Genomic DNA, 22,662 nt, shown 5'->3' on the forward strand with positions numbered 1-22,662 from the left:
CTGCTTTTCTCGAATTTCCTTCGGTTCGAGATTGAGCTGCTCTAGCGCTGCAAGATTACGTGTCCGGTGGTCACGGGCTCCCAGTCGCCCTGCCTGCTATCTGGCCATAGAACCCGCGCCTCAGCGTTGCGTGCCATGCCGATTCCGAAGTGAAGGGGCAGGACTGATCCCCCCGCGTGCCCGCCGCCCAGTGTCAGTTCCTGCAATTGGACACCGGCTTCGGTTCGCAGCTCGACCCAGGCTCCGACGGCGGCCCGATTTCCGCCCGGCTGATTCAGCGTGATCGACACGGCGTTTCCGGCGTCGCCGACATTGCGCCAGACCTCCAGTGGCGCGCGCCGGTTCACCACCGCTAGGTCAAGGCGTCCGTCGCCGTCCAGATCGGCGAGAACGGCTCCGCGCCCGCGGTGAAGCGAGGCGATCCCGGCGGTCTGGGATACCTCCCGGAATGTGCCGCCTTCGTTCAGCAGAAGGTTGTTGGGGTCTTCCATCGCCATGCCGGGCATCTGGTCGACGTTTCCCTTGGCGATGAACAGGTCCGCGTCGCCGTCGTTGTCCACGTCGCCCCAGGCTGCGTGCCACCCGGTCGAGGGGCGGCCGTCGCCGCCGGTGTGTGGGCGCTGGGCGAAGCTGCCGATGGAGAAGGGGGCCATGGCGTGTCCAGTTGGTGTGGACAGCATCGTGAGCTGGTCGCCCATCGAAGTCAGCACCAGGTCTGGTCGCGCGTCGCCCGTGATGTCGCGCGACGCGATGCCCATGCCCCAGATCGACGGGCCTTCGAAGCCGTCGGCTTCGGTCAGGAACCGATCGAGGGAGAGGGAGTACATCTGCTCCGCCCCGCCGCTCACATAGTAATGGCGGTCGTTGGACAGGCGCAGCGCAGCCTCTCCGTCTCGATCTTCGTCCGAGAACAGGATCGAGAGCGCGCAAAAGCCTGGATCCAGTGTCGTTTCCAGATAGCCGTCCCGTTCGGGGCGCAAGATCAGGTTGGTGTCGCAGGTGCCGAATGGTCCGTCGGGGGCGTCGCGGTCGACGTAATTGCCGAAGGCCAGCGTGGGGCGCGTTCGGTCCGGCTCCCAAGTGGCGGAAAAGGCAGTGGTCCAGGCACCCCTGCCGTCGGGAATGCCGAAATCGTGTGCGGCGAAACCACAGGCACCGTCACCCTTCAGCGTCACGTTCGGTCCGGCGCGCAAGATCACGAGGTCGTCCACGGCATCCGCATCCAGGTCCAGCGCATAGACACCTGTCGCTCCGGTGATCGGCGGGAAGGGTCCGCGCGCGAAGGTCATATCGCCCCGGTTGTGCAACAGTGTGACCGGGTTCTCGCCGCCTGCAGCGATCAGTTCGGGCAGTCTATCACCATCGCAATCCACGGCCGCGATGCCGCCGCCGACGAAGTGCTCCCATCCGCCGGCATAGACGTGGTTGGGCACGGTGACCGGCTCGAACACCGGGTCCGCGCAGGCGGGTGCGGCCAGCAGCAGCAGGGCCCCCCACCTCATGCCAGCAAACGCGGTGTCAGATCGGACAGGGCGAGGGCGGCAGCCCCGCGTGCCCAGACCAGATCGTCCCAGGCGTTAAGCTCGATCGGGGGCGGCTTGTTCAGGGTCAGGCCGGGCACTTCGGCCAGCATTTCTTCGGCATAAAGGAAATCATAGCGCATTCGGCTACCTGACAGGATGATGCGGCGCGGGTCGAACAGGTTGGCAACGTTGGCCAAACCAAGGGCGAGATAGCGCGCGGCGCGGTCGAAGATCGCCCGGGCCGCCTCGTTCCCGTCCTTGGCCTGATGGTAAAGCGCCTCCAATACCGCGCCGCGCGGTGGTAGTGCTCCGTCGAGTGCGATGGGGGCTTCGCGGACGAGCGCGAAATCGGCGACATAGGCCTCCAGGCAGCCGCGTTGGCCGCAACGACAAAGGGCCCCGTCCAGCTGCACCTTGGTGTGTCCAAGCTCCATTCCGTAGCCATGCGCCCCGCGGTAGGGCGCGTGATCCACCACGAGCCCGAGGCCAACGCCATATTCGATGGTGACGACAGCAAAATCGGAGAGGGACCGGCCTTTACCGAACCACATCTCTGCCATGGTGAGCAGGTTGGCGTCATTGTCGACCGACGCGGGCAGGCCCATCCGCTCAGACACCGCGCCGGCAAGATTGATATCGCGGTCGTTGACGATCGGGGACCAACGCAGCTGGCCGCTGGTATGGTCGATCATTCCCGGCATCCCCAGCCCGACGGCAAGGATCGGCGGAGCGGTCGGGCCGGCGGCCTCGGACAGTCGGGCAAGGAGTTGCTCTACCTCATCCAGAAGGCCCGCGACACTGCGCACGTTGTCACCCCGGCGCACCGTGGCGGAGGCGACCGGCTGTCCGGCGAGATCGACAAGCAGAGCCGAGTGTTCGTGATCCGACAGTTTCAGCCCGACAACAAGGCCGCGCTTGGGGTTGACCGCCAGCGTAACCGGGGGGCGGCCACGGCCATGATGTTGTGCATCGTCCCGAACCTCGTAGAGCAATTCCTGCCCCAGAAGGTCGGACACCAGCGGTGTGACCGAACCGGGCGAAACTTCCAGTTCCTTGGCGAGCGCCGCGCGGCTGATGTGCCCGGCGGAGCGGACCCGTTCATAGACTTGCTGGCGCAGGGACAGCGCTCCAGACTGACGCGCCCCGCGCAGGGGGCCGCATCCTGGGGCGTCGTCTCCGGCCAGGTGAGTCGCGGACTGGAGAGATGGTTCAATGCCCATTAATTCGACCTAGCAACTAAAAATCCCCCTGCTGCGCGAAAAAGCAGCGCATGATAGGCCTCTCCGCCCATCAGCTCGGTCCATAGTGAACGATTCTTATGCTCCAAGGTCAAATTAATTTTGACAATCGAATAAAAACTTGTTTCGATGATTCATCCGATCCGGGCCACCCGTCAGAGGTGCGCTCCGTTTTCAGATATAACGGGAGGATACCATGAAGAAACTTATGACGGCGGCCGTTGCCGCCTCGATGACCTTTGCCGGCGCTGCCGCATTCGCGGACGCTCATGCGCCCGTTGTTGGCGTCAGCTGGTCCAATTTCCAGGAAGAGCGCTGGAAAACCGATGAGGGTGCGATGAAGGCAGCCCTTGATGCCGCCGGTGCGACCTATGTGTCCGCCGATGCGCAGTCATCGGCTTCCAAGCAGCTGTCGGACGTCGAAAGCCTGATTGCACAGGGTGTCGATGCCTTGATCATTCTGGCCCAGGACAGCCAAGCGATCGGCCCGGCTGTTACGGCCGCGCAGAACGAAGGTATTCCGGTGGTCGGTTATGACCGCCTGATCGAAGACCCCTATGCCTTCTACCTGACGTTCGACAACGTCGAGGTGGGCCGCATGCAGGCCCGCGCCGTTCTGGCTGCGCAGCCGACCGGCAATTACGTCATGATCAAGGGCTCGGGCACCGACCCGAACGCCGACTTCCTGCGCGGCGGTCAGCAGGAAATCCTGCAGGCCGCGATCGATGCCGGGGATATCACCATCGTGGGCGAAGCCTACACCGATGGTTGGCTGCCCGCGAACGCGCAGCGCAACATGGAGCAGATCCTGACCGCCAACGACAACGCCGTTGACGCCGTGGTCGCCTCCAACGACGGCACCGCCGGTGGTGCAGTTGCCGCGCTGGCCGCACAGGGCATGGACGGGATCCCGGTTTCGGGTCAGGACGGCGACCACGCCGCTTTGAACCGCGTGGCCTCGGGCACGCAGACCGTTTCGGTCTGGAAAGACGCACGCGCATTGGGCACCGCCGCCGCCGAGATCGCGGTTGCGCTGGCTGGTGGCACCGCCCCCGCCGACATCGAAGGTGCACAGACCTGGGTTTCGCCCGCCGGTACCGAGATGAACGCGATGTTCCTGGCCCCCGTGCCGATCACTGCCGATAACCTCTCGACCGTGACCGACGCCGGTTGGATCGAAGTTGAAGCGCTGTGCCAAGGTGTCGAAAACGGCCCGGCACCCTGCAACTGACCTCTGGGTCATGCATAGTGATCGCGCCGGCCCTCGTGCCGGCGCGATCCGCACCTTTCGCTGAAATCTGCACTGGGCCACCGGAATGATCCTCAACTCGATCAGTCACACGGGCATACGGCTTCTGTTGCGCGGGCGGATGAAGCTCAGGCATCTGAAGCCCCGGGCTTCCCCGCGGACTCCGGTACGGCAACGCGTGGTCCTCATGGGCGTGGCCGAGGCGGTCACCCATTCAGACATGCGACTATCCGATGCCGTTCTGCACGTTGATGGAATTACGGCGACGGACGATGTTCTCAACCCAGTTGCCCCTCGCGTGAACGAGGTGGTAGGGCGCAGGCTGGCAGATCCGCGGAGCAGACGCCTCCCTTTTGCCTATGCCGCCAACAAGATGTTCAATCGCCGCCTCGCGCAACACGTACAATGCCTCGATGGCGCGGAAGCCTTCCTGGAAGGGCGCGGTAAAGACCCGTCAGTTCCGCTCTACACCCAGATGAAACACCAGAACGACACGTCGCGCCGGACCTGTTTCGGCGTCGACGTCCTGATCGCCACCGGGTGATCGTGAATATGCGCCACCGCTTCGGCGTCGGCAAACGACACGTCTAGGACTCAATGGAGGAGACAGAGATGACAGACGCATCCGCCCCAGCCACCTCGCCCCGTACGGGCTGGAAGGCGCTGGATCTCGATACCCGGTTGTTAGGCATGATCGGGGCGTTCATCGTTATCGCCATCGCGTTCGATCTGGCGTCCGGCGGTCGGTTCATTACGCCCCGCAACCTGTTCAACCTGACGATTCAGACCGCTTCGGTCGCCATCATGGCGACTGGGATGGTCTTCATCATCGTAACCCGCCACATTGACCTGAGCGTCGGGTCGGTCCTGGCTACCTGCTCGGCCGTCATGGCGATGACGCAGACAGTTATCATGCCCGACTGGCTGGGGCTGGGGTTGAACAACCCGGCCACGGCCTGGGTCGCCATCGTCTTTGGCATCATTGCCGGGGCCGGGATCGGGGCATTCCACGGCTATCTGGTGGGGTATCTCACCATTCCGGCCTTCATCGTGACGCTGGGTGGTTTGCTGATCTGGCGGAACGTTGCGTGGTACCTGACCAACGGTCAGACCATCGGTCCACTGGACGATACGTTCCAATTGTTCGGGGGCATCAACGGCACGTTGGGCGTCACCGGGAGCTGGATCGTCGGTCTGATCGCCGCGGGGGCCGCCACCTGGGCGCTCTTTGCATCGCGTCGCAACAAGATCGGCCACGACTTCCCGGTTAAGCCGATGTGGGCCGAGATGACGGTGATCGGGATCGTGGTCGCCGGTATTCTGGGCTTTGTCGCATTGCTAAACGCTTACGAAGTGCCCAGCCGCGTTCTGGAGCGTCGATTCGAGGCAGATGGCCTGACCATGCCCGAGGGCTATACCGAAGGGTACGGCGTTCCAATCTCGATCGTGCTGCTGATCCTGGTGGCCATCGTGATGACGGTGATCGCCAAGCGCACACGCTTCGGGCGCTACATCTTCGCCACCGGCGGCAACCCGGACGCGGCGGAGCTGTCGGGCATCAACACCAAGATGCTGACCGTCAAGATATTCGCCCTGATGGGTGTGCTCTGCGCGATTTCGGCTGTCGTGGCCTCGGCCCGACTGACGAACCACTCCAACGACATCGGTATTCTTGACGAACTTCGGGTCATTGCCGCCGCCGTCATCGGGGGCACCGCGCTCAAAGGCGGGATCGGCACGATCCACGGTGCAATCATCGGCGCGCTCATCATGCAATCGTTGCAGTCGGGCATGGCCATGGTCGGCGTTGATGCGCCGCTGCAAAACATCGTCGTAGGTTCGGTCCTGGTACTCGCCGTCTGGATCGACATCATCTATCGCAAGCGCACGGGGGCACGGGACTAATGGCTACTCCACTCGTCGAACTCGAGAATATCTCGATCTCATTCGGGGGCGTGCACGCCGTCGACAATGTCAGTCTGAACTTGCACGCGGGCGAAGTCGTGGGCCTGCTGGGTCACAACGGCGCGGGCAAGTCGACGCTGATCAAGATCCTGTCGGGGGCCTATCAGCGCGACTCGGGCACGATCCGGATCGACGGTAAGGAGGTGGATATCCGATCCCCCGCCGACGCGCGTCGCCACAACATCGAGACGATCTACCAGACGCTCGCGCTGGCCGATAACCTGCCGGCACCCGCGAACCTGTTCCTGGGCCGCGAGTTGACGACGCCGTTCGGCCTTGTCGACGACGCCCGGATGGAGGCCGAAACGCGCAAGATCATGGCGCGTCTCAACCCGAACTTTAAAAAGATCAACGAGCCGGTCAGCGCCCTTTCGGGCGGCCAGCGGCAGTCGGTCGCCATCGCGCGCGCCGTCTATTTCAACGCTCGCATCCTGATCATGGACGAGCCGACCGCGGCGTTGGGCGTCCATGAGACCAAGATGGTCGCGGACCTGATCCAGGAGTTGAAGGCGCAAGGTCTGGGCATCTTCCTCATCTCGCACGACACGCGCGAAATGATGGACCTGTGCGACCGTGTTTCCGTCATGAAGAATGGGCAGATGGTCGGGACCGAGCGGGTTGAGGACGTCACCGAAGATGACATCCTTTCCATGATCATCCTTGGTAAGAACCCCAAGGCAGCCGCCTGACCTGAGGGAGCGCGCGATGTTCATCGGCCTGGACCTTGGCACGTCGTCGCTCAAGGCGATCCTGATCGACGGATCTGACCGGGTTTTGGCCGAGCATTCGGTTCCCCTGTCGGTCCAGCGCCTGCACGATGGCTGGTCAGAACAATCGCCAAAAAGTTGGTGCGACGCGGCGCGCGATGCGCTGCGCGCGCTGGCTGGCAAGCATGATTGCAAAGGCGTGCAGGGTATCGGCCTGTCGGGTCACATGCACGGGGCCACCTTGGTCGGGGCGGACGGGCGCGCGTTGCGCCCCTGTCTTCTGTGGAACGACACGCGCGCCCACGCAGAGGCGGCGGCGATGGACGCCGACCCGCAGTTTCGCAAGATCACCGGCAACATCGTGTTTCCGGGCTTCACCGCGCCCAAGGTCGAATGGGTCCGGCGGAATGAGGCGGATGTATTCGTCAAGACGAAGAAGATCCTGCTGCCCAAGGACTACCTGCGTCTGTACCTAACCGGTGAATACGTGTCTGAAATGTCGGACGCGGCCGGGACAAGCTGGCTCGATACGGGTGCGCGGGACTGGTCGGATGATCTGTTGTCGGCCTGTCATCTGACGCGCGACCACATGCCCCGGCTGGTCGAGGGGTCGGCGGTCAGCGGCACGCTGCGCGCTGACCTCGGCCTGCCGCAGGTGCCTGTCGCGGGAGGCGCGGGTGACAATGCCGCCGCCGCAATCGGTGCGGGCTGCGTCAAGGATGGCGCGGCGTTTCTGTCGCTTGGCACGTCCGGCGTTTTGTTTGCCGCCAACGCAGGTTACCGCCCCGACCCTGATTCGGCTGTTCACAGCTTTTGTCACGCGGTGCCGCACACCTGGCACCAGATGGGCGTGATTCTTGCGGCGACCGATGCGCTGAACTGGCTTTCGGGCCTGACGGGCCGGTCGGTTGTTGATCTGACCGCCGACCTGGGGCCGCTGCGCAAACCCGGCAAGCCGCTGTTCCTGCCATACTTGGGCGGGGAGCGGACGCCGCACAACGATGCACGCATCCGGGGCCAGTTTCTGAATCTGGACCATGCCACCGATGCCCGCGCCGCAGCGCGCGCGGTGATGGAGGGGGTCGCCTACGCCTTTGCCGATTGCCGTGATGCATTGGCCTCGACGGGCACGCAAATTCCCCGCGCCCTGGCGATGGGGGGTGGGGCCAAGTCCGAGTACTGGCTCCGGACGCTGGCGACCGTACTGAGATTTCCGCTGGACTTGCCCGCGCAGGGTGAGTTCGGTGCCGCGCTCGGGGCGGCCCGGCTGGGCCGCATGGCCGCGACGGGCGAGGGGCCCGAGATCGCTACGCCCCCTGTCGTCGACCGCAGCTTCGACCCCGAGGCTGGGATGATTGATGCCTTCACCGAAGGCCACGCCCGCTATCGTCGGGCCTACCAACTGCTCAAGGATTTCTGAGATGACTGAATTCTTCGCCGGTATCGACAAGGTTACCTTCAACCCGAACGCCACGGATGACCTGTCCTATCGCCACTACGACGCGAACGAGGTCGTGATGGGCAAGCGGATGGAAGATCATTTACGCTTCGCTGTCGCATGGTGGCACAGCTTCGCCTGGCCCGGTGGCGACCCGTTCGGCGGACAGACGTTCCAGCGGCCCTGGTTTCCGGTCGGGGGCGACGACACGATGGCGCTGGCGAAGCTCAAGGCTGACGCGGCGTTCGAGATGTTCGAAATTCTTGGTCAGCCCTACTATTGCTTCCACGATGCCGATATCCGGCCCGAAGGCGCGGATTTTGCTGAAAACACCGCCCGCCTGGACGAGATCACCGATCACATGGGCGAGAAGATGCGCGCGGGTGGCCCCAAACTGCTTTGGGGGACGGCCAACCTGTTCTCGCACCGCCGCTACATGGCAGGGGCCGCGACAAACCCCGACCCCGACGTCTTTGCTTTTGCGGCTGCGACAGTGAAGACCTGCATCGACGCGACGGACAAGCTCGGGGGGGAAAACTATGTCCTCTGGGGGGGACGCGAGGGGTACGAGACGCTACTGAACACCGACCTGAAGCGCGAGCGGGAACAGGCGGGCCGGTTTCTGTGCATGGTGGTCGATTACTGCAAGAAGATTGGTTTCGACGGCACCATCCTGATCGAGCCCAAGCCGCAGGAGCCGACCAAGCACCAGTACGATTACGACGTGAACACGGTCTACGGTTTCCTCAAGGACTTCGGGCTGGAAAACGAAGTGAAGATGAACATCGAACAGGGCCACGCGATCCTGGCGGGTCACAGCTTCGAACATGAACTGGCCATGGCGCGGTCCCTCGGGATCTTTGGATCTATCGATATGAACCGCAACGACTACCAATCCGGTTGGGACACCGACCAGTTCCCCGACAACGTACCGGAGGCTGCGCGCGCTTATTACGAGGTTCTGATGGCAGGGGGCTTCACCACGGGGGGCACCAATTTTGACGCCAAGCTTCGGCGGCAATCGCTGGACCCGGTTGATCTGATCGCCGCGCATGTCGGCGCGATGGATGTCTGTGCACGGGGGCTGAAGGCGGCCGCCGCGATGATCGAGGGGGGTGAATTGGAGGCTGCTCGGACCACGCGCTATTCTGGATGGGAGGCGCAGGGCGACCTGCTTGCGTCTGATCTGGATGATATCGAAGCGCGTGTTCGGGCCGAGGGGATCAACCCCAAGCCGGCCTCCGGTCGTCAGGAGCGGTTGGAGAACATCCTGAATCGCTACGTCTGAGGAAGCTTGCGGTTCGTTGCGGCAGCACTGCGGCGGCGCAGGAAGGCAAGCGCACCCAGTGCCGCCAAGAGCAAGACCCCCGGCGCGGGCAAGGGCACGGCGGCCACGACCGATCCGTTGACGCGCACCGTCGCGCTGAAGAGGCGGAATGCGTCCGACCTGCCGATGCCTGGTTCGGTAAAGGTGAAGTCAATTCTCAGACCCGCGACGGCTGCCTCGAATGCGTCGGTGCCGGGTCTCAGGGTGAACGTTTGCGGGGCTTGATCTTCATCGAGCATGGCAACGGTGTTTGTACCGATCCCTGATCCTGCTCCCGAAATTTCGACGAACCAGTTTTCCGATTTCTTCGGATCAGGCCCGGCCTCGTCGAACATGAGCATCAAGTCGATGCTGTCTACCGTAACATTCGGACCTATTCCTGAGATGTCGATGATGTCGCGGAAGTCGGAGCGGCCACTGCCAGCACTCCCGACTTCGACATGCCTTCCCTTATGCTTTCCGTATTCGGAAGGCGCGATAAGGCCGGACGACTTTCCGTAGTCATGCGTATACGTGCCGATGACTGCCGCATTGGCCGTCATCGCCAGCCCGATGCTGAGGATCATCATGCATATGAATGACGTGAGCAATCTCATAGCGGTGCTTTAACCCCGGATTCGAGCAATCTCATGGCAGCCGTGACGATTGTTGCGGTCAGGCGGCGGCCGAAGTCTTGCGACGGCGCATCAGGCCCATGCCAGCCAGCGCCCCGAGCAGTAGCAGACCCGGCGCGGGTAGTGGAACGACTGCTGCCGTGCCATTCACGGCCAGGCTGACGCTCGCCAGGCGGAAGCTGTTGTTCGGGAGAGAGCCCGACTGGTCGAACGCAAAGTTGAAGCCCATGTTCGCTACCGCATCCGCGAAGAACGAATTGCCCGGAGCCGTGCTTGCGTCGATTGCGCCGGTCCAGGTGGATTGGTCGTCGACCAGTTGCGCGAACAGATCGTCTGACGAGCCCAAGGGGTCCGATCCTTCGACTGTCACTTCCCAGGATTCGAGAATTCCAAAAAGGAGTGGTCCCGCCCCGCTGAACGCGAAGGTGAGTTCGAAGGAATCGATGACCGCGCCTGCCAGATTGCCGAAGTTGAAACTGTCGCGGAATGTGACCCCGTCATCGACGATCAGCACCCCGGATGCATTCTGGTCCCGGCCCTGTCCGCTTCGGTTGCCGGTGTCGGAGTAGTCGTAGTCATAGGTCCCGATGACAGCCGCGGTCGCTACGTCGGCGGGCAAGATGAACGCGGCTGCAAGAGCCAGTGGGACAATACGGTGTTTCATGACTCCGACGTGCCATCTGATTCTGCCCGAATTCGGGCGAATTTTAGATCAATTCGAAGCAGGTCCGGCAAAGGTCCGGATGAACCAGATTGCTTGTCGGTGCCTAGATCACCGCTGTTTCGGGAAAAGGAGTCATGGCGCGGATGCGATCCGGTCCCAATGGGGTCAGGTCGAGTGTGCGGTAACTGCCTTGTGTCAGGTATTCGGCAAGGCCCCGCCCCAGTGCGGGCGATTGCTGCAACCCGTGGCCGGAAAAACCATTCAGGCTGAAGAAGCCCGGCAGGTCTGAATGCGGGCCGACGACCGCGTTCTGGTCAAAAGTGTTGTAGTCATAATGCCCGACCCAGGCGCGGCGAACGCGGATTTCTTCGAAAGCGGGGATGCGGGTCGCCAGCGCGGGCCAGACCTTGTCTTCCCAGATGCTCCAGTCGCCGCCGAAATCGTCGGGATCGACGGCGGGATCGGGATCCGGCTTGGCCCCGACCATATAGCCTGCCCCATCCTGTCGCACGTGCACGCCCGAAGGATCGATGGTCAGCGGCAGATCCCGGTCCAGCGGTCGTGCCGCTTCGAAAACCCAAGTATAGCGCTTGCGCGCTTCGATCGGCAGATCAAGACCGGCCATCCGCGCGACCTGTGCCCCGCGCGTGCCGGCGACGTTGACCACGATGTCTGCGCCCGCCGTATTTCCTGACGCCAAGGTCACGCCGCCGATCCGTCCGCCGCGCGTGTCGATCGCGGTGACGGTATCGGCCAGAAAGGTCACGCCGCGTTCCCGGGCCAGCCGCCGCCACCAGTCGAACATGGTTGTTCCGTCGAAATAGCCCTCGTTTTCCGCCCCGTGAGAGCCGAGAAGAATGCCGTCGAGATTGTAGAACGGGTATTCAGCGGCCAAGGCGTCGGGATCCATCAGGCGAGTCGCGGCCCCGGCCTTCGTCTGTATGGCCTGCACCCGACGCAGGTGGTCGGCCATCGCCGGCGTGTCGGCCAGATACATGTAACCGAACGGATGGAAATGCACCGGCGGCACCCGGTCGTCGCCCATGATCATCTGGAAATTCTTGATACATTCGACGCCGAACCGGCTGATCGCGACGTTGAGCGGATTGCCGAATTGCTGCCGGATGCAGCTGTTGGAAAAGGCCGTGCCGCAGGCGGCATAGGTCGGATCGCGTTCGACGACGGTGATCGCGCCGGGCGGGTGCCCGAGCTCGGTAAGCCACCAAGCCAGACTGGATCCCATGATCGCACCGCCGATGATGATAATGCGGTCTGCCATGGCGTTCACTCCTGCGTGCCGACGGGGCGACGTTACAACTTGCACAGGGCTGTTCAAGCGGGCATCGCTGCACCGGTGACGCGTAATATGGCAACATTGGCGGGCTTCGGTGCCGTCCTCCTATGGGCGACCCTCGCCCTGTTCACTACGCTGTCGGGGGATGTGCCGCCGCTGCAACTTCTGGCGCTCTGCTTTGCATTGGGCGGGGGCATGGGCCTGCTGGCCGGATGGCGTCGGCGCGGTTGGCGTGCGTGGCGGCAACCCTGGCCGGTCTGGGCGCTGGGGGTCGGCGGGTTGTTCGGCTATCACCTGCTGTATGTGCTGGCGCTGCGGAACGCCCCACCGGCGCAGGCCAGCCTGATCGCCTACCTCTGGCCCCTTCTGATCGTGCTGCTTGCATCCGTGGAGACGGGCCTCCGCGCGCATCATCTGGCCGGCGCTCTGCTGGGGCTGGTCGGAGCCGCGCTGATCGTGACGGGTGGGCAGGGTCTCACGCTGTCGGGGCAACATGTCACGGGCTATGCCATCGCCTTCCTCGCCGCGTTCTTTTGGGCCGGCTATTCGGTGCTCTCGCGCCGCGTGGCGCAGGTGTCGACGGATGCTGTTACGGGGTTCTGCCTCGCGACGGCGCTGCTGTCCGGGCTGGCGCATCTGGCCCTGGAGGAGACGGTCACGCCGCAGGGTACCGAATGGCTGGCGATCCTTGGGCTGGGCCTGGGGCCAGTGGGTCTGGCGTTTTTTCTGTGGGATATCGGGGTCAAGCGCGGCGACCTGCCGGTTCTGGGCGCGACCAGCTATGCGGCCCCGCTCCTGTCGACCTTCGTCCTGGTCGGGGCGGGACAGGCCCATTTCACCTGGGTCGTGGGTACAGCCTGCGTGCTGATCACAGGTGGGGCGTGCCTTGCCGCAAAAGACCTGATCCTGCGGCGGGCCTGAGCGTCAGGTCTGTTTCGTGAGGGAGACGAAGACGTCCTCCAGATCCGCCTCCTCGGTGCGCACGTCGCGGATGCAAATGCCCGCGCCTTTCACGAAGTTGAGCAGTTGTTCTGCTGAAACCTTTGCGCGGGCATAGCTGAAGGCGAGGGAGCCGTCACTGCGCCGGTCAAGTTGCAGGCCGGCAGGCAGGTCCAGATCGCCCACGGGGGCCTCGGGCGTGATAACCATCGTCTTGGCATCCAGCCGGTTCAGCAGGTTTACGGTCTTGTCGCGGATTATCAGTTCACCCTTGTTGATGATGGCGATCTCGTCGCACATCTCCTGCGCTTCCTGCAGGTAATGCGTCGTCAGGATGACCGTCATCCCGCGCTCCTGGTTCAGACGTCGGACGTTGCGCCAGAGCATCTGGCGCAACTCGATGTCGACCCCGGCAGTCGGCTCGTCCAGAACGAGGATCTGGGGGTGATGCACCAGCGCCTTGGCCAGAAGCAGACGCCGCCGCATCCCCCCCGAGAGCGTGCGTGCATATGCATCGGCCTTATCGCTCAGGCCGACCAGTTCCAGGATTTCCGCAGTTTGGCGCTGTGATTTCGGCACGCCGTAAAGCCCTGCCTGCACATCCAGCGCACCGGCGGGCGTAAAGAACGGGTCCAGGTTCAACTCCTGCGGCATGACGCCGATAGCCGCGCGCGACTGGCGGGGGTTTTCGTCCTGGTCAAAGCCCCATATGCGAACCTTGCCGGCGGTCTTGCGCACCAGCCCGGCCAAGATGTTGATCATTGTAGATTTCCCCGCCCCGTTCGGCCCGAGCAGGCCGAAGATGCTGCCCGTCGGGATCGTCAGGTCGACACCTTTCAATGCTTCTTTCGGCGGTGTCTTCCCGTCGCCGCCATAGGTTTTCCTCAGGCCTTCGATCTCGATCGCGTTGGTCATGGGGTAATCCGTATGCAGTGCGTCTGCGCCTTGAGGTAGAAGGACGTTGCCCACAAGGCAACTGCGCCGGATGTGAACAGGGTGTGCATCCCTGTCCGATGGCTTGCGGCCACGGGGGGCGATGCGCCATAAGACCCAAGACTCTTGCCGCCAATCCCGAGGCCCGCCCATGACCACCGGAACTCCGCGTTACCCCAGCCGTCAGCACGATCTGCCCCCGCCCGAGACGGAAACGGTGACGACCACGCGCGTTGCCTGTGACGGCAGCGGGCCTGCCTTGGGCCATCCGCGTGTCTGGCTCTCGATCGACCCCAAGATCGGGTTCGTCGATTGCGGCTATTGCGACAAGCGCTTCATCCTCGAAGGTGATGACCACTAAGCCGATTGAACGTTGGCACGGGGTACGTTCTTGCTTGCTTGCAGGATTCTTGACCTGAGATGACGATGTTTTTTTGGAAATAGGATCCCTAGGGATCTGATCAGTCGTCGTGATGATTTACTTCGAACCGAGAGTGCCGCGGTGCCCGCAGTTTCGGTGACGGCCGTTGACCGCCGTGCCCGTCAAGCTTGAATTGTCCACATATAGACATTAGGTCTATTAAAAGACAAGGAGGCGGACATGCAGGTTGCGAAATTCCCGACTCGGGCGGAGCCTTATGGAAGGGTGGTCTTGCGACCGATCGAGCGAGATGATCGGACGCGCAAGAGCGGCCCAGGACTTCGGGCGTTTCGGAACATTGCCGATCAGTGGGGCCTGAGCGAGATCGACCGCATCGCCATTCTCGGAGACCCTGGGCGCTCGACGTATCATCAGTGGATGAAGAAAGCGCGCGAGGAGCAACCGCTCACGCTCCCACTCGATACGCTCCTCCGGATCTCGGCCATTCTCGGGATCCACAAGGCCCTTGCTATTCTATTCGAGGACCAATCCCAGGCGCTGGTCTGGTTAAAGGGACCTCATCAAGGCACGTTATTCCACGGTGCGTCGCCGATGAACTATATCCGAGACGGCGGTCATGACGGCATCATGTCGGTGCGAAGGTATCTTGACGCCTGGCGCGGAGGTGAGGTCGGGCACGGCGCTCCGGAAGGGTCTTACGTACCGGTTTCCGGAAACGATATCGTCTTCGTGTGAGTATCGATCTATCCGCGTATGACGTGGTGTTTGCCCCGTTGGGCACCACCCGGCTGATCCCGTCTCGTTTTCCTCCGGTTTCCGCTTTCGACAGCGTGACGTCCGCGTCCGACCTCGAAGAGGTTCTCGACCTCGAGGGGTGGACGAACGACCGCCTTGTGGTGCCAAGGTTGCAAAGGCTCGACCCGTCCGAGTGGGTTTACGGTCGACCGAACGCCAGCGTCGTCATGTCGGCATTCCTGCATGGATCTCCGGGCGGTCAGCGCTTCTGCGATGCCTCGATGGGGGCTTGGTATGCCGCGACCGAGCTGACGACTGCGGTGGCTGAAGTGGCAAACGGCATCCGCAAGGAGATATCGCTCAGCGCGCTGACCCGGAAGACGGAGACGTATCGGCAATACAAGGCAGACCTCTGTGGTGGATACGTCGATATCTTTGGACGCCATCCCGAGTATCATCGGCCAGACGACAGCACGTACCCTGTTCCGCAGACTTTCGGTCATCATGTGAGGGCGAACGGTCAAAGCGCCGGTATCGCCGGCATTCGCTACGAGAGCGTACGAAGCCCCGGAGAAGAGAGCTGGGTCTCATTCCGCCCTCGGAGCATCCGGAATGTCGTTCAGGCGAACCACTACGACATCGAGGTCCGCGAGGTCGGGCCTGTCGTTGTCCGACGCAAGGCCGCGCCCGACTGATAACCCACAACGGCCTGACGACGGGCGGGTGCCGAATTTGTTCCGCCAAGCGTGTTTGATACCCGACGCAGGACCGTGCGCGTGGACAATTGAACCAATGACTTGCGGTTCGGAATCTCTGTCCAAGGCCACACACTTGACCAGGTGGCGGCGGCTTCCGGCCCTGCCGTGGCGGTACCGCAACCGGTTCGTTTGGCGATCGACACGGATCTGTGAAATCGGTCACGCAACGTCGGGCGATGACTGTTAACGTATTGATGCTATATTGAAAGCATGACCGAAAACGAACACCGCCCAGCCGAATGCCGCCCCTATGACAGGGTCGAACGGATCAGCGATGCTGTCGTGCATATCATGGGTCTTCTTCTGGCGTTGGTCTCGGTTCCCGTTCTCATCACGCTGACGGCGGTCATGCGGGGCGATATGACCGGCATTATCGCTGTCTCGGTATATGGTGCGACGTTGATCACGATGCTGAGCGCGTCGCTGGCCTACAACCACATTTCGCACCCGGAATGGCAGGATTGGCTGCGCCGGATGGACCTGTCGGCGATCTACCTCAAGATTGCGGGAACGGTCACGCCGTTTGCGCTGCTTTCGGGCACGGGCAACACCTTCCTCGCCGCGATGTGGGTGGCGGCCATGGCGGCGACGGCGACGACCTTCCTGCGCCGCCGCCGGTCGACCATCCTCTCGGTTGCGATCGGCCTGTCGATGGGCTGGGCCGTCCTGATCGGCGGGGGGGAAGTTATTGCCACAACGTCCTGGCCGGTCTTCGCCCTGATGCTGGCGGGCGGCGTGGTCTATTCGTTGGGCACGCCGTTCCTGCTGCTGGAGCGGATGCGGTTTCATAATGCGATCTGGCATGGCTTCGTGGTTACGGCTTCGGTCGTCTATTTCATCGCGATCACCTGGCACATGCTCGCGACGACCGTGGTTTAGCCACGCCAGACATCCCCAAGGTATTTTCGGCCGATAGAACGCGGGCAAGGTGGTGCCCCATTTCCGTTCGTGGCATCACGTAGGCCAGCCACCAGAGGGGAACGCGCGATGACTTTCGGCAAGGGATGCCACTTGCATCTGATCGACGGATCGGCCTTCATCTTCCGCGCGTTTCATGCGCTGCCGCCGCTCGCGCGCAAGTCGGACGGGCTGCCTATCGGAGCGGTGTCGGGGTTCTGCAACATGTTGGACCGATATGTGCAGGATAATGATGGGCCGGACGCGGCGACGCATGTTGCGGTGATCTTCGACAAGGGATCGCATACGTTTCGCAATGATCTTTACGATCAATACAAGGCCAACCGCGACGCCATGCCCGAGGATCTACGCCCGCAGATTCCCCTGACGCGGGAGGCAACGCGGGCTTTCAACATCGCCTGCGAGGAGATCGAGGGGTTTGAAGCGGATGACATAATCGCCACCCTGGCCCACCAGGCGCGGGATGCGGGCGGACGTGTCACCATCCTGTCGTCGGACAAGGACCTGATGCAGCTGGTTGGCGGCGGGGTCGAAATGCTCGATCCGATGAAGAACAAACGCATCGATGACGATGGCGTGTTCGAGAAATTTGGCGTGGCCCCGAACCGGGTGGTCGATGTGCAGGCGCTGGCCGGGGATTCGGTCGATAACGTGCCCGGCGCGCCCGGCATTGGCATCAAGACGGCGGCGCAGTTGATTCAAGAGTACGGATCGCTGGAGGAGTTGCTGGACCGCGCCGAAGAGATCAAGCAGCCCAAGCGCCGTCAGACCCTGATCGAGAAGCGCGAACAGATTGAGTTGTCGAAGAAGCTGGTGCAGCTCGATTGTGACATGGAGCTTCCGTTCGGACTGGACGATCTGGAAATCAGGGATGCCGTTGCCGAGGACCTGCTGGACTTCTTGAACCGGATGGAATTCCGCAGCCTGACGCGCCGCATCGCCGAGCGCTTGGGGGCCGAGCCGCCGGCGGTCATCGAGGCCGCGCCTTCCAATGACGCGCCCGAGGCCCCCGAAGACCCAAGGATCGACCACGCGACTTACGAAGTCGTGCGCGATGCCGCCGGGTTGCAGGACTGGTTGGACCGGATCGAGAGGGCGGGAACCGTCGCCGTGGACACCGAGACCACCTCCTTGAATGAAATGCAGGCAGAACTTGTCGGGGTGTCTCTGGCCGTCGCCCCGGGCGAGGCGTGCTACATCCCCCTGACCCACCGTTCGGGCGGCGGTGATCTGTTCGACACCGAAGCATTTGCGGAAGGTCAGATGCCGTTGGACGCCGCGCTGAAGATGTTGAAGCCGATGCTGGAGGACCTTGCGATTCTGAAGGTGGGACAGAACATGAAGTACGACTTCAAGATATTTGCCCGCCTTGGCATCACGGTTGCGCCGATCGACGATACGATGCTGCTCAGCTACGCGCAGAACGCAGGGCTGCACAATCACGGCATGGACACGCTGTCCGATCGCTACCTCAATCATCAACCGATCCCGATCAAGACGCTGATCGGGACGGGTAAGGCTCAGGTCACTTTCGACCGGGTCGAGATCGACAAGGCCGCGCCCTACGCCGCCGAGGACGCCGACATCACCCTGCGCCTGCACCGTCTGTTCAAGCCGCAGCTGCATTCAAACAAGGTGACCAAGGTCTACGAGACGCTGGAACGCCCCCTGATTCCGGTTCTCGCACGAATGGAGATGGCCGGGGTGAAGGTGGACCGGGATGTCCTGTCGCGCATGTCCGGCAAATTCGCGCAGAAGATGGCCGGGCTGGAGGAGGACATCCACGCCAAGGCAGGTCGGCCCTTTAACGTAGGCTCGCCCAAGCAGCTGGGCGAGATCCTGTTTGATGAGCTGGGCCTTCCGGGCGGCAAGAAAGGTAAGACCGGGGCCTATTCCACCGGGGCGGATGTCCTGGAAGATCTGGCTACGGAGCATGAACTGCCCCGCCTGATCCTGGACTGGCGTCAACTGTCCAAGCTCAAATCGACCTACACCGATGCGCTTCAGGATCACATCGATCCCGATACGGGCCGCGTCCACACCTCCTATTCCATTGCGGGGGCAACCACCGGGCGGCTGGCGTCCACCGATCCGAACCTGCAAAACATCCCGATCCGAACCGAGGAGGGCCGCCGCATTCGCGAAGCTTTCGTCGCTCCGGAGGGGCGGATCTTGGTCGCACTTGATTATTCACAGATTGAACTTCGTATTCTTGCGCACATCGCCGGTATCGATCAGCTCAAGCAGGCGTTCAAGGATGGCCAGGACATCCATGCGATGACCGCGTCCGAGATGTTCGGTGTCCCGCTGGACCAGATGACGCCGGAAATCCGCCGCCAGGCCAAGGCGATCAACTTCGGTGTGATCTATGGCATTTCGGGCTTTGGCCTTGCGCGGAATCTGCGCATCCCGCGGGCCGAGGCGCAGGCCTTTATCGACACCTATTTCGAGCGCTTCCCCGGCATCCGCGACTACATGGATGACACGGTGAAATTCGCAAAGGAACACAAGCGGGTCGAGACGCTGTTCGGTCGTCGCATCCACACGCCCGAGATCAGCGCCAAGGGCCCCGGTGCCGGTTTCGCCAAACGCGCGGCGATTAACGCGCCGATCCAAGGAACGGCCGCCGATGTGATCCGCCGTGCCATGGTCCGAATGGAGTCGGCGATTTCCGGACTTGATGCGAGAATGTTGCTTCAGGTGCACGACGAATTGCTGTTCGAGGTGGCCGAGCGCGATGTTGAAAAGCTGACCAAGGTGGCCCGCGAGGTGATGGAGGGGGCGCATCATCCGGTCGTCGACTTGTCGGTCCCGCTGATCGTTGACGCGGGCCAGGGGGCGAACTGGGCCGAGGCGCATTGACAGTGAGTGCCTTTGCGACATGCTTAACCGCGGGTGGGCAGCGCCGTTGCAGTGACGGCTTCCATGCTTGGAGGCGACCCGATCTGGCAGGTCTCCCGCTGAAGTTGAGATGCGACTATGGCCCATGATCATAGCCATATAGACCCGGACGCCGGGGACCGGCGTGTCGCTGGCGCAATTGTCGTAAACCTTGGCCTGACGATCGCGCAAATCGTAGCCGGCTCGGTGTCGGGCTCGCTCGCCATGATTGCCGATGCGATTCATAACCTTTCGGATGCGCTGACCCTGCTGATCGCCTTCGCCGCCCGCAAGATCGCGCGGCGTCCGGCGGATGCAAGGATGACGTTCGGTTACGGTCGTGCGGAAATGGTCGCGGCGCTGGTGAATTACACGACGCTGGCGGTTCTCTCGCTCTGGCTGATGTGGGAGGGGGTTGCGCGCCTGTTCGACCCGCAGCCGGTTGCGGGTTGGATAGTGGTCATTGTCGCCGGCATCGCGCTGGCTGTCGATCTGGTCACCGCCGCGCTGACCTATACGATGTCGAAGAACAGCGCCAACATCCGCGCGGCCTTTCTGCACAACCTGGCCGATGCGCTGGGGTCCGTGGGCGTGATCGTGGCGGGCACATTGATATTGCTCTTCGATTGGCGGATCGTTGACCCGATCGTGACGCTCGGCATCGCCGGTTACATTCTCTGGCATGTCTGGAAAGGGACGCCGCGGGTTGTCCGGATGTTGATGCTGGGCGCGCCGCCTGGCATCGAAACGCATTCTGTGCTCAGGGCGATGGAGGGAGTCGCGGGCGTAGCCTCGGTACACCATCTTCACCTTTGGGAAATGCAGGAGGGGGTGGCGGTCGTCGACGCACATATAGTGGCCGAAGTGGGCACCGGAGCGGTGGACCTGCGTGCGCGTGTCGCACGCCTGCTGCACGACTCGTTCGGTGTGGGGCATGCGACGCTTGAAATCGAGCTGGACGGGACCTGCGACCCCGATGCCGCAGTCATCGGTCACTGATGCTTATCGCCTTCAACAAACCCATGAACGTGCTCAGCCAATTCACCGATGAGGGGAAATGGAAGGGTCTGAAACACTGGATCGACGTGCCCGGCGTCTATGCCGCCGGTCGGCTGGACCGCGACAGCGAGGGGCTGCTGATCCTGACGGACAACGGCAAGGCGCAGGCACGGATCGCCTCGCCCAAGTCAGGCACGCCCAAGACCTATTTTGCCCTTGTCGAAGGTGAGCCACAGCCCGATGCGCTGGCCGCTTTGCGCCATGGAGTGACGCTCAAGGACGGCACGACCCGGCCCGCCGATATTGAACAGGTTCCGGCCCCCGATTGGCTCTGGCCGCGCGATCCGCCCGTGCGCCTGCGCAAAACGGTTCCGGATGCGTGGTTGCGCTTGACGATTACCGAAGGCCGCAACCGGCAGGTCCGTCGCATGTGTGCGCATGTTGGCCTGCCGGTGCTGCGGCTGATCCGCTGGTCGGTGGGGGACTGGACTCTGGAGGATATGCCCTCCGGCGAATGGCGGGTGCTATAGGATCGGAACCGGGACGGCACCCGAGCCGTCGAGTGGCAACATTTTCAAGTAAGGATACCCCATGAATCAGATCGCACCGATGCCGCTGCCTGGCCAACCCGCGCCCGACCTTGATCTTGATCTGATCATCGGTGCCAAGTGGGCACTGGCGGACCAATCGCCCAAGGCTTTCACCATGATCGTCTTCTATCGCGGCCAGCATTGCCCAATCTGCAGCAACTTCCTGGGTGACTTACGGGGCATGTATGACGACTTCCTGAGCAAGGGCGTCGAGGTCATCAACGTCTCGATGGACGACAAGGACCGCGCGGCCAAATCGCACGAGGCGTGGGGGCTGGACCCGATCCCTATGGGCTATGGCATGTCAGAGGCGCAGGCGCGGGCCTGGGGCCTTTATCTCTCTACTGCCCGAAATGACAATGAACCCGGTGTCTTCTCGGAGCCGGGTCTTGCCCTCGTGAAGCCTGACGGCACGCTTTATATGGCCGAAATGTCCAGCGCGCCGTTTCTGCGGCCCGATTTGAAGGCGCTGCTCTCGCGTCTCGATTTCATCATCGAAAAGGACTATCCGCCGCGGGGTACCAAGGCGGCGTGACCTAGGTTCACCGCTGCGGTGTCAGCCGGGCGACAATCCGCCGGGTGATCGGGGCCACCACAAGAACGGTCGGAAACGCGACCGCCCAAGAGAAGAGCCAAGCCCCGATTGAGGAACTTATAAAGCCTTCCACCAAACCGACGGTTCTCACAGTCGCGATTGCGGATACCAGGAAGGACATGAATCCCGAGAGGATGAAGCCGAACAGGATGGGAGCAAAGCGTGGCGGGATCATCTGGACCTCTTGGACGGAAGCGCCGACCCTTCGGGCCGCTTGCGCCGATCTAGAGTGCCTGTAGGCGGGACGCATCTGCACGAACGGCGTTCCGTGTGTGCATCAGTCCTGTATCGGGTCCAACTAGAGGGAGGCCGATGAAACAATCGGGAAGAAGGTATCACCAGATGCCACGCCGAACTTGCCGTCACGTTCCTTCCCAATGTCCACAAGCCGGTAGAACGATTTTCGGTCGATCAACGCGTCCAGTCCACGGCGGACCTCGACATAGGGCGATGGCTCTCCGTCCTCGGCGATCTCCACGCGAATTGGGTTTGCCGACCCCGCAGCCACCACGTCTCCGACATTCGTCACGAAAGTTATGACGCCGTCGACGACCTCGAAATCGACCGCGACGAAGGGCGCATCCTCGACCTGAAGACGGACTTTCTCCACCGGGGTCACGAGGAAGTGTTCGTCGCCCTCCCTCTTCAGGATCGATGCGAAGAGCTTGACCAGGCCGGGCCGCCTGATCGGCGTGCCTTCGTGGATCCAAGTACCGTCGCGTTTGATTGTTATATCAATGTCCCCGCAAAACGGCGGATCCCAGGATTCCACCGGCGGCGAACCGCGTTTGCCTTCTTTCGCGGCGACCTGCGCCGATTGCAGGAAGTTGCTCGCCGATGGGGGTGCGTGATCTTGTCGTGCCATTGCCCTTTGCCCTCGCGTCCGTCAGCCATATCTATGACTGAAAGATAAT

The 22,662-nt window shown here is 62.6% G+C and carries 23 protein-coding genes; 15 read left to right on the forward strand and 8 right to left on the reverse strand.

All coding sequences use genetic code 11. The features are described 5' to 3' along the window. Positions 1-41 precede the first annotated feature (41 nt). Together BLV27_RS02425 and BLV27_RS02430 are read right to left on the reverse strand one after the other, a co-directional pair. A complete protein-coding gene (locus tag BLV27_RS02425; RefSeq protein WP_092641745.1) occupies positions 42-1,502 on the reverse strand; it encodes a CRTAC1 family protein in 1,461 nt (486 codons plus the stop codon). After that, positions 1,499-2,743: an ROK family protein gene (locus BLV27_RS02430; RefSeq protein ID WP_092641749.1), complete on the reverse strand. Its 1,245-nt coding sequence runs from the start codon at positions 2,741-2,743 to the stop codon at positions 1,499-1,501. Before BLV27_RS02430 ends, BLV27_RS02425 begins: the two co-directional genes overlap by 4 nt. A gap of 214 nt (positions 2,744-2,957) precedes the next feature. On the opposite strand from BLV27_RS02430, the gene xylF reads away from it, so the two are divergent. The 6 genes from xylF (at position 2,958) to xylA (ending at position 9,408) form a co-directional block, all read left to right on the forward strand. Continuing rightward, positions 2,958-3,992, forward strand: a complete 1,035-nt coding sequence (gene xylF / locus BLV27_RS02435; protein ID WP_092641753.1) for a D-xylose ABC transporter substrate-binding protein — start codon at positions 2,958-2,960, stop codon at positions 3,990-3,992. 85 nt (positions 3,993-4,077) lie between these two features. After that, the gene (locus BLV27_RS02440; protein ID WP_092641756.1) at positions 4,078-4,554 is read left to right on the forward strand and encodes a hypothetical protein; all 477 of its coding nucleotides are present in this window, start codon (positions 4,078-4,080) and stop codon (positions 4,552-4,554) included. Between the two features lie 68 nt (positions 4,555-4,622). Next, positions 4,623-5,915: a sugar ABC transporter permease gene (locus BLV27_RS02445; RefSeq protein WP_092641759.1), complete on the forward strand. Its 1,293-nt coding sequence runs from the start codon at positions 4,623-4,625 to the stop codon at positions 5,913-5,915. After that, entirely contained in the window at positions 5,915-6,664 is a 750-nt protein-coding gene (locus tag BLV27_RS02450; RefSeq protein ID WP_092641762.1) for an ATP-binding cassette domain-containing protein, read from the forward strand. Before BLV27_RS02445 ends, BLV27_RS02450 begins: the two co-directional genes overlap by 1 nt. A gap of 16 nt (positions 6,665-6,680) precedes the next feature. After that, positions 6,681-8,102 carry a xylulokinase gene (gene xylB / locus BLV27_RS02455; protein WP_092641765.1) on the forward strand — a complete coding sequence of 474 codons (1,422 nt, stop codon included), beginning with the start codon at positions 6,681-6,683 and terminating at the stop codon, positions 8,100-8,102. 1 nt (position 8,103) lies between these two features. Beyond that, on the forward strand, positions 8,104-9,408 hold the full coding sequence (gene xylA / locus BLV27_RS02460) for a xylose isomerase (RefSeq protein WP_092641768.1): 1,305 nt from the start codon (positions 8,104-8,106) through the stop codon (positions 9,406-9,408). Here the strand turns inward: xylA and BLV27_RS02465 are convergent. The 3 genes from BLV27_RS02465 to BLV27_RS02475 all read right to left on the reverse strand — a co-directional run bounded on the left by BLV27_RS02465 (position 9,399) and on the right by BLV27_RS02475 (position 12,004). After that, positions 9,399-10,013 carry a hypothetical protein gene (locus BLV27_RS02465; RefSeq protein WP_139176535.1) on the reverse strand — a complete coding sequence of 205 codons (615 nt, stop codon included), beginning with the start codon at positions 10,011-10,013 and terminating at the stop codon, positions 9,399-9,401. The genes xylA and BLV27_RS02465 overlap by 10 nt on opposite strands. A gap of 88 nt (positions 10,014-10,101) precedes the next feature. After that, positions 10,102-10,725, reverse strand: coding sequence for a VPLPA-CTERM sorting domain-containing protein (locus BLV27_RS02470; RefSeq protein ID WP_092641774.1), 624 nt, complete (start codon positions 10,723-10,725; stop codon positions 10,102-10,104). 103 nt (positions 10,726-10,828) lie between these two features. Continuing rightward, positions 10,829-12,004, reverse strand: a complete 1,176-nt coding sequence (locus BLV27_RS02475) for an NAD(P)/FAD-dependent oxidoreductase (protein WP_092641777.1) — start codon at positions 12,002-12,004, stop codon at positions 10,829-10,831. Positions 12,005-12,091: 87 nt separating this feature from the next. Here BLV27_RS02475 and yddG point away from each other — a divergent pair, with 87 nt between their 5' ends. Continuing rightward, positions 12,092-12,940 carry an aromatic amino acid exporter YddG gene (gene yddG / locus BLV27_RS02480; RefSeq protein ID WP_170831326.1) on the forward strand — a complete coding sequence of 283 codons (849 nt, stop codon included), beginning with the start codon at positions 12,092-12,094 and terminating at the stop codon, positions 12,938-12,940. Positions 12,941-12,943: 3 nt separating this feature from the next. On the opposite strand, the gene BLV27_RS02485 is transcribed toward yddG, so the two are convergent. After that, complete coding sequence (locus BLV27_RS02485) at positions 12,944-13,873, reverse strand: ABC transporter ATP-binding protein (RefSeq protein ID WP_092641783.1); 930 nt, start codon at positions 13,871-13,873, stop codon at positions 12,944-12,946. A gap of 169 nt (positions 13,874-14,042) precedes the next feature. Here BLV27_RS02485 and BLV27_RS02490 point away from each other — a divergent pair, with 169 nt between their 5' ends. The 8 genes from BLV27_RS02490 (at position 14,043) to BLV27_RS02525 (ending at position 21,688) form a co-directional block, all read left to right on the forward strand. Continuing rightward, complete coding sequence (locus tag BLV27_RS02490; RefSeq protein WP_092641786.1) at positions 14,043-14,252, forward strand: zinc-finger domain-containing protein; 210 nt, start codon at positions 14,043-14,045, stop codon at positions 14,250-14,252. A gap of 240 nt (positions 14,253-14,492) precedes the next feature. Further along, entirely contained in the window at positions 14,493-15,008 is a 516-nt protein-coding gene (locus tag BLV27_RS02495; RefSeq protein WP_092641789.1) for an MbcA/ParS/Xre antitoxin family protein, read from the forward strand. Next, entirely contained in the window at positions 15,005-15,703 is a 699-nt protein-coding gene (locus tag BLV27_RS02500) for an RES family NAD+ phosphorylase (protein WP_211605473.1), read from the forward strand. Before BLV27_RS02495 ends, BLV27_RS02500 begins: the two co-directional genes overlap by 4 nt. A gap of 273 nt (positions 15,704-15,976) precedes the next feature. Further along, positions 15,977-16,645 (forward strand): PAQR family membrane homeostasis protein TrhA, encoded by a 669-nt coding sequence (trhA, locus tag BLV27_RS02505; RefSeq protein ID WP_092641792.1) that lies wholly within the window; start codon positions 15,977-15,979, stop codon positions 16,643-16,645. Positions 16,646-16,753: 108 nt separating this feature from the next. After that, positions 16,754-19,546, forward strand: coding sequence for a DNA polymerase I (polA, locus tag BLV27_RS02510; RefSeq protein WP_092641795.1), 2,793 nt, complete (start codon positions 16,754-16,756; stop codon positions 19,544-19,546). Positions 19,547-19,663: 117 nt separating this feature from the next. After that, positions 19,664-20,563: a cation diffusion facilitator family transporter gene (locus tag BLV27_RS02515; RefSeq protein ID WP_092641799.1), complete on the forward strand. Its 900-nt coding sequence runs from the start codon at positions 19,664-19,666 to the stop codon at positions 20,561-20,563. Continuing rightward, positions 20,563-21,093: a pseudouridine synthase gene (locus tag BLV27_RS02520; protein ID WP_092641802.1), complete on the forward strand. Its 531-nt coding sequence runs from the start codon at positions 20,563-20,565 to the stop codon at positions 21,091-21,093. The genes BLV27_RS02515 and BLV27_RS02520 overlap by 1 nt, the downstream gene beginning before the upstream one ends. A gap of 61 nt (positions 21,094-21,154) precedes the next feature. Further along, entirely contained in the window at positions 21,155-21,688 is a 534-nt protein-coding gene (locus BLV27_RS02525) for a peroxiredoxin family protein (protein WP_244504502.1), read from the forward strand. 7 nt (positions 21,689-21,695) lie between these two features. Here the strand turns inward: BLV27_RS02525 and BLV27_RS02530 are convergent, their stop codons facing one another. Both BLV27_RS02530 and BLV27_RS02535 read right to left on the reverse strand, forming a co-directional pair. After that, the gene (locus BLV27_RS02530) at positions 21,696-21,923 is read right to left on the reverse strand and encodes a DUF2798 domain-containing protein (protein WP_092641805.1); all 228 of its coding nucleotides are present in this window, start codon (positions 21,921-21,923) and stop codon (positions 21,696-21,698) included. A 123-nt stretch (positions 21,924-22,046) separates the two neighbouring features. Then, positions 22,047-22,613 (reverse strand): DUF1285 domain-containing protein, encoded by a 567-nt coding sequence (locus BLV27_RS02535; RefSeq protein ID WP_092641809.1) that lies wholly within the window; start codon positions 22,611-22,613, stop codon positions 22,047-22,049. Positions 22,614-22,662: the final 49 nt, after the last annotated feature.

This window comes from Jannaschia faecimaris (genome assembly GCF_900107415.1).
Taxonomy (GTDB): Bacteria; Pseudomonadota; Alphaproteobacteria; order Rhodobacterales; family Rhodobacteraceae; genus Jannaschia; species Jannaschia faecimaris.

Excerpts from the sequence above, each read along its gene's own strand:
- BLV27_RS02425 (WP_092641745.1), bottom strand. The coding sequence starts at position 1,502 with ATGAGGTGGGGGGCCCTGCTGCTGCTGGCCGCACCCGCCTGCGCGGAC.
- BLV27_RS02430 (WP_092641749.1), bottom strand. The coding sequence starts at position 2,743 with ATGGGCATTGAACCATCTCTCCAGTCCGCGACTCACCTGGCCGGAGAC.
- xylF (WP_092641753.1), top strand. The coding sequence starts at position 2,958 with ATGAAGAAACTTATGACGGCGGCCGTTGCCGCCTCGATGACCTTTGCC.
- BLV27_RS02440 (WP_092641756.1), top strand. The coding sequence starts at position 4,078 with ATGATCCTCAACTCGATCAGTCACACGGGCATACGGCTTCTGTTGCGC.
- BLV27_RS02445 (WP_092641759.1), top strand. The coding sequence starts at position 4,623 with ATGACAGACGCATCCGCCCCAGCCACCTCGCCCCGTACGGGCTGGAAG.
- BLV27_RS02450 (WP_092641762.1), top strand. The coding sequence starts at position 5,915 with ATGGCTACTCCACTCGTCGAACTCGAGAATATCTCGATCTCATTCGGG.
- xylB (WP_092641765.1), top strand. The coding sequence starts at position 6,681 with ATGTTCATCGGCCTGGACCTTGGCACGTCGTCGCTCAAGGCGATCCTG.
- xylA (WP_092641768.1), top strand. The coding sequence starts at position 8,104 with ATGACTGAATTCTTCGCCGGTATCGACAAGGTTACCTTCAACCCGAAC.
- BLV27_RS02465 (WP_139176535.1), bottom strand. The coding sequence starts at position 10,013 with ATGATCCTCAGCATCGGGCTGGCGATGACGGCCAATGCGGCAGTCATC.
- BLV27_RS02470 (WP_092641774.1), bottom strand. The coding sequence starts at position 10,725 with ATGAAACACCGTATTGTCCCACTGGCTCTTGCAGCCGCGTTCATCTTG.
- BLV27_RS02475 (WP_092641777.1), bottom strand. The coding sequence starts at position 12,004 with ATGGCAGACCGCATTATCATCATCGGCGGTGCGATCATGGGATCCAGT.
- yddG (WP_170831326.1), top strand. The coding sequence starts at position 12,092 with ATGGCAACATTGGCGGGCTTCGGTGCCGTCCTCCTATGGGCGACCCTC.
- BLV27_RS02485 (WP_092641783.1), bottom strand. The coding sequence starts at position 13,873 with ATGACCAACGCGATCGAGATCGAAGGCCTGAGGAAAACCTATGGCGGC.
- BLV27_RS02490 (WP_092641786.1), top strand. The coding sequence starts at position 14,043 with ATGACCACCGGAACTCCGCGTTACCCCAGCCGTCAGCACGATCTGCCC.
- BLV27_RS02495 (WP_092641789.1), top strand. The coding sequence starts at position 14,493 with ATGCAGGTTGCGAAATTCCCGACTCGGGCGGAGCCTTATGGAAGGGTG.
- trhA (WP_092641792.1), top strand. The coding sequence starts at position 15,977 with ATGACCGAAAACGAACACCGCCCAGCCGAATGCCGCCCCTATGACAGG.
- polA (WP_092641795.1), top strand. The coding sequence starts at position 16,754 with ATGACTTTCGGCAAGGGATGCCACTTGCATCTGATCGACGGATCGGCC.
- BLV27_RS02515 (WP_092641799.1), top strand. The coding sequence starts at position 19,664 with ATGGCCCATGATCATAGCCATATAGACCCGGACGCCGGGGACCGGCGT.
- BLV27_RS02520 (WP_092641802.1), top strand. The coding sequence starts at position 20,563 with ATGCTTATCGCCTTCAACAAACCCATGAACGTGCTCAGCCAATTCACC.
- BLV27_RS02525 (WP_244504502.1), top strand. The coding sequence starts at position 21,155 with ATGAATCAGATCGCACCGATGCCGCTGCCTGGCCAACCCGCGCCCGAC.
- BLV27_RS02530 (WP_092641805.1), bottom strand. The coding sequence starts at position 21,923 with ATGATCCCGCCACGCTTTGCTCCCATCCTGTTCGGCTTCATCCTCTCG.
- BLV27_RS02535 (WP_092641809.1), bottom strand. The coding sequence starts at position 22,613 with ATGGCACGACAAGATCACGCACCCCCATCGGCGAGCAACTTCCTGCAA.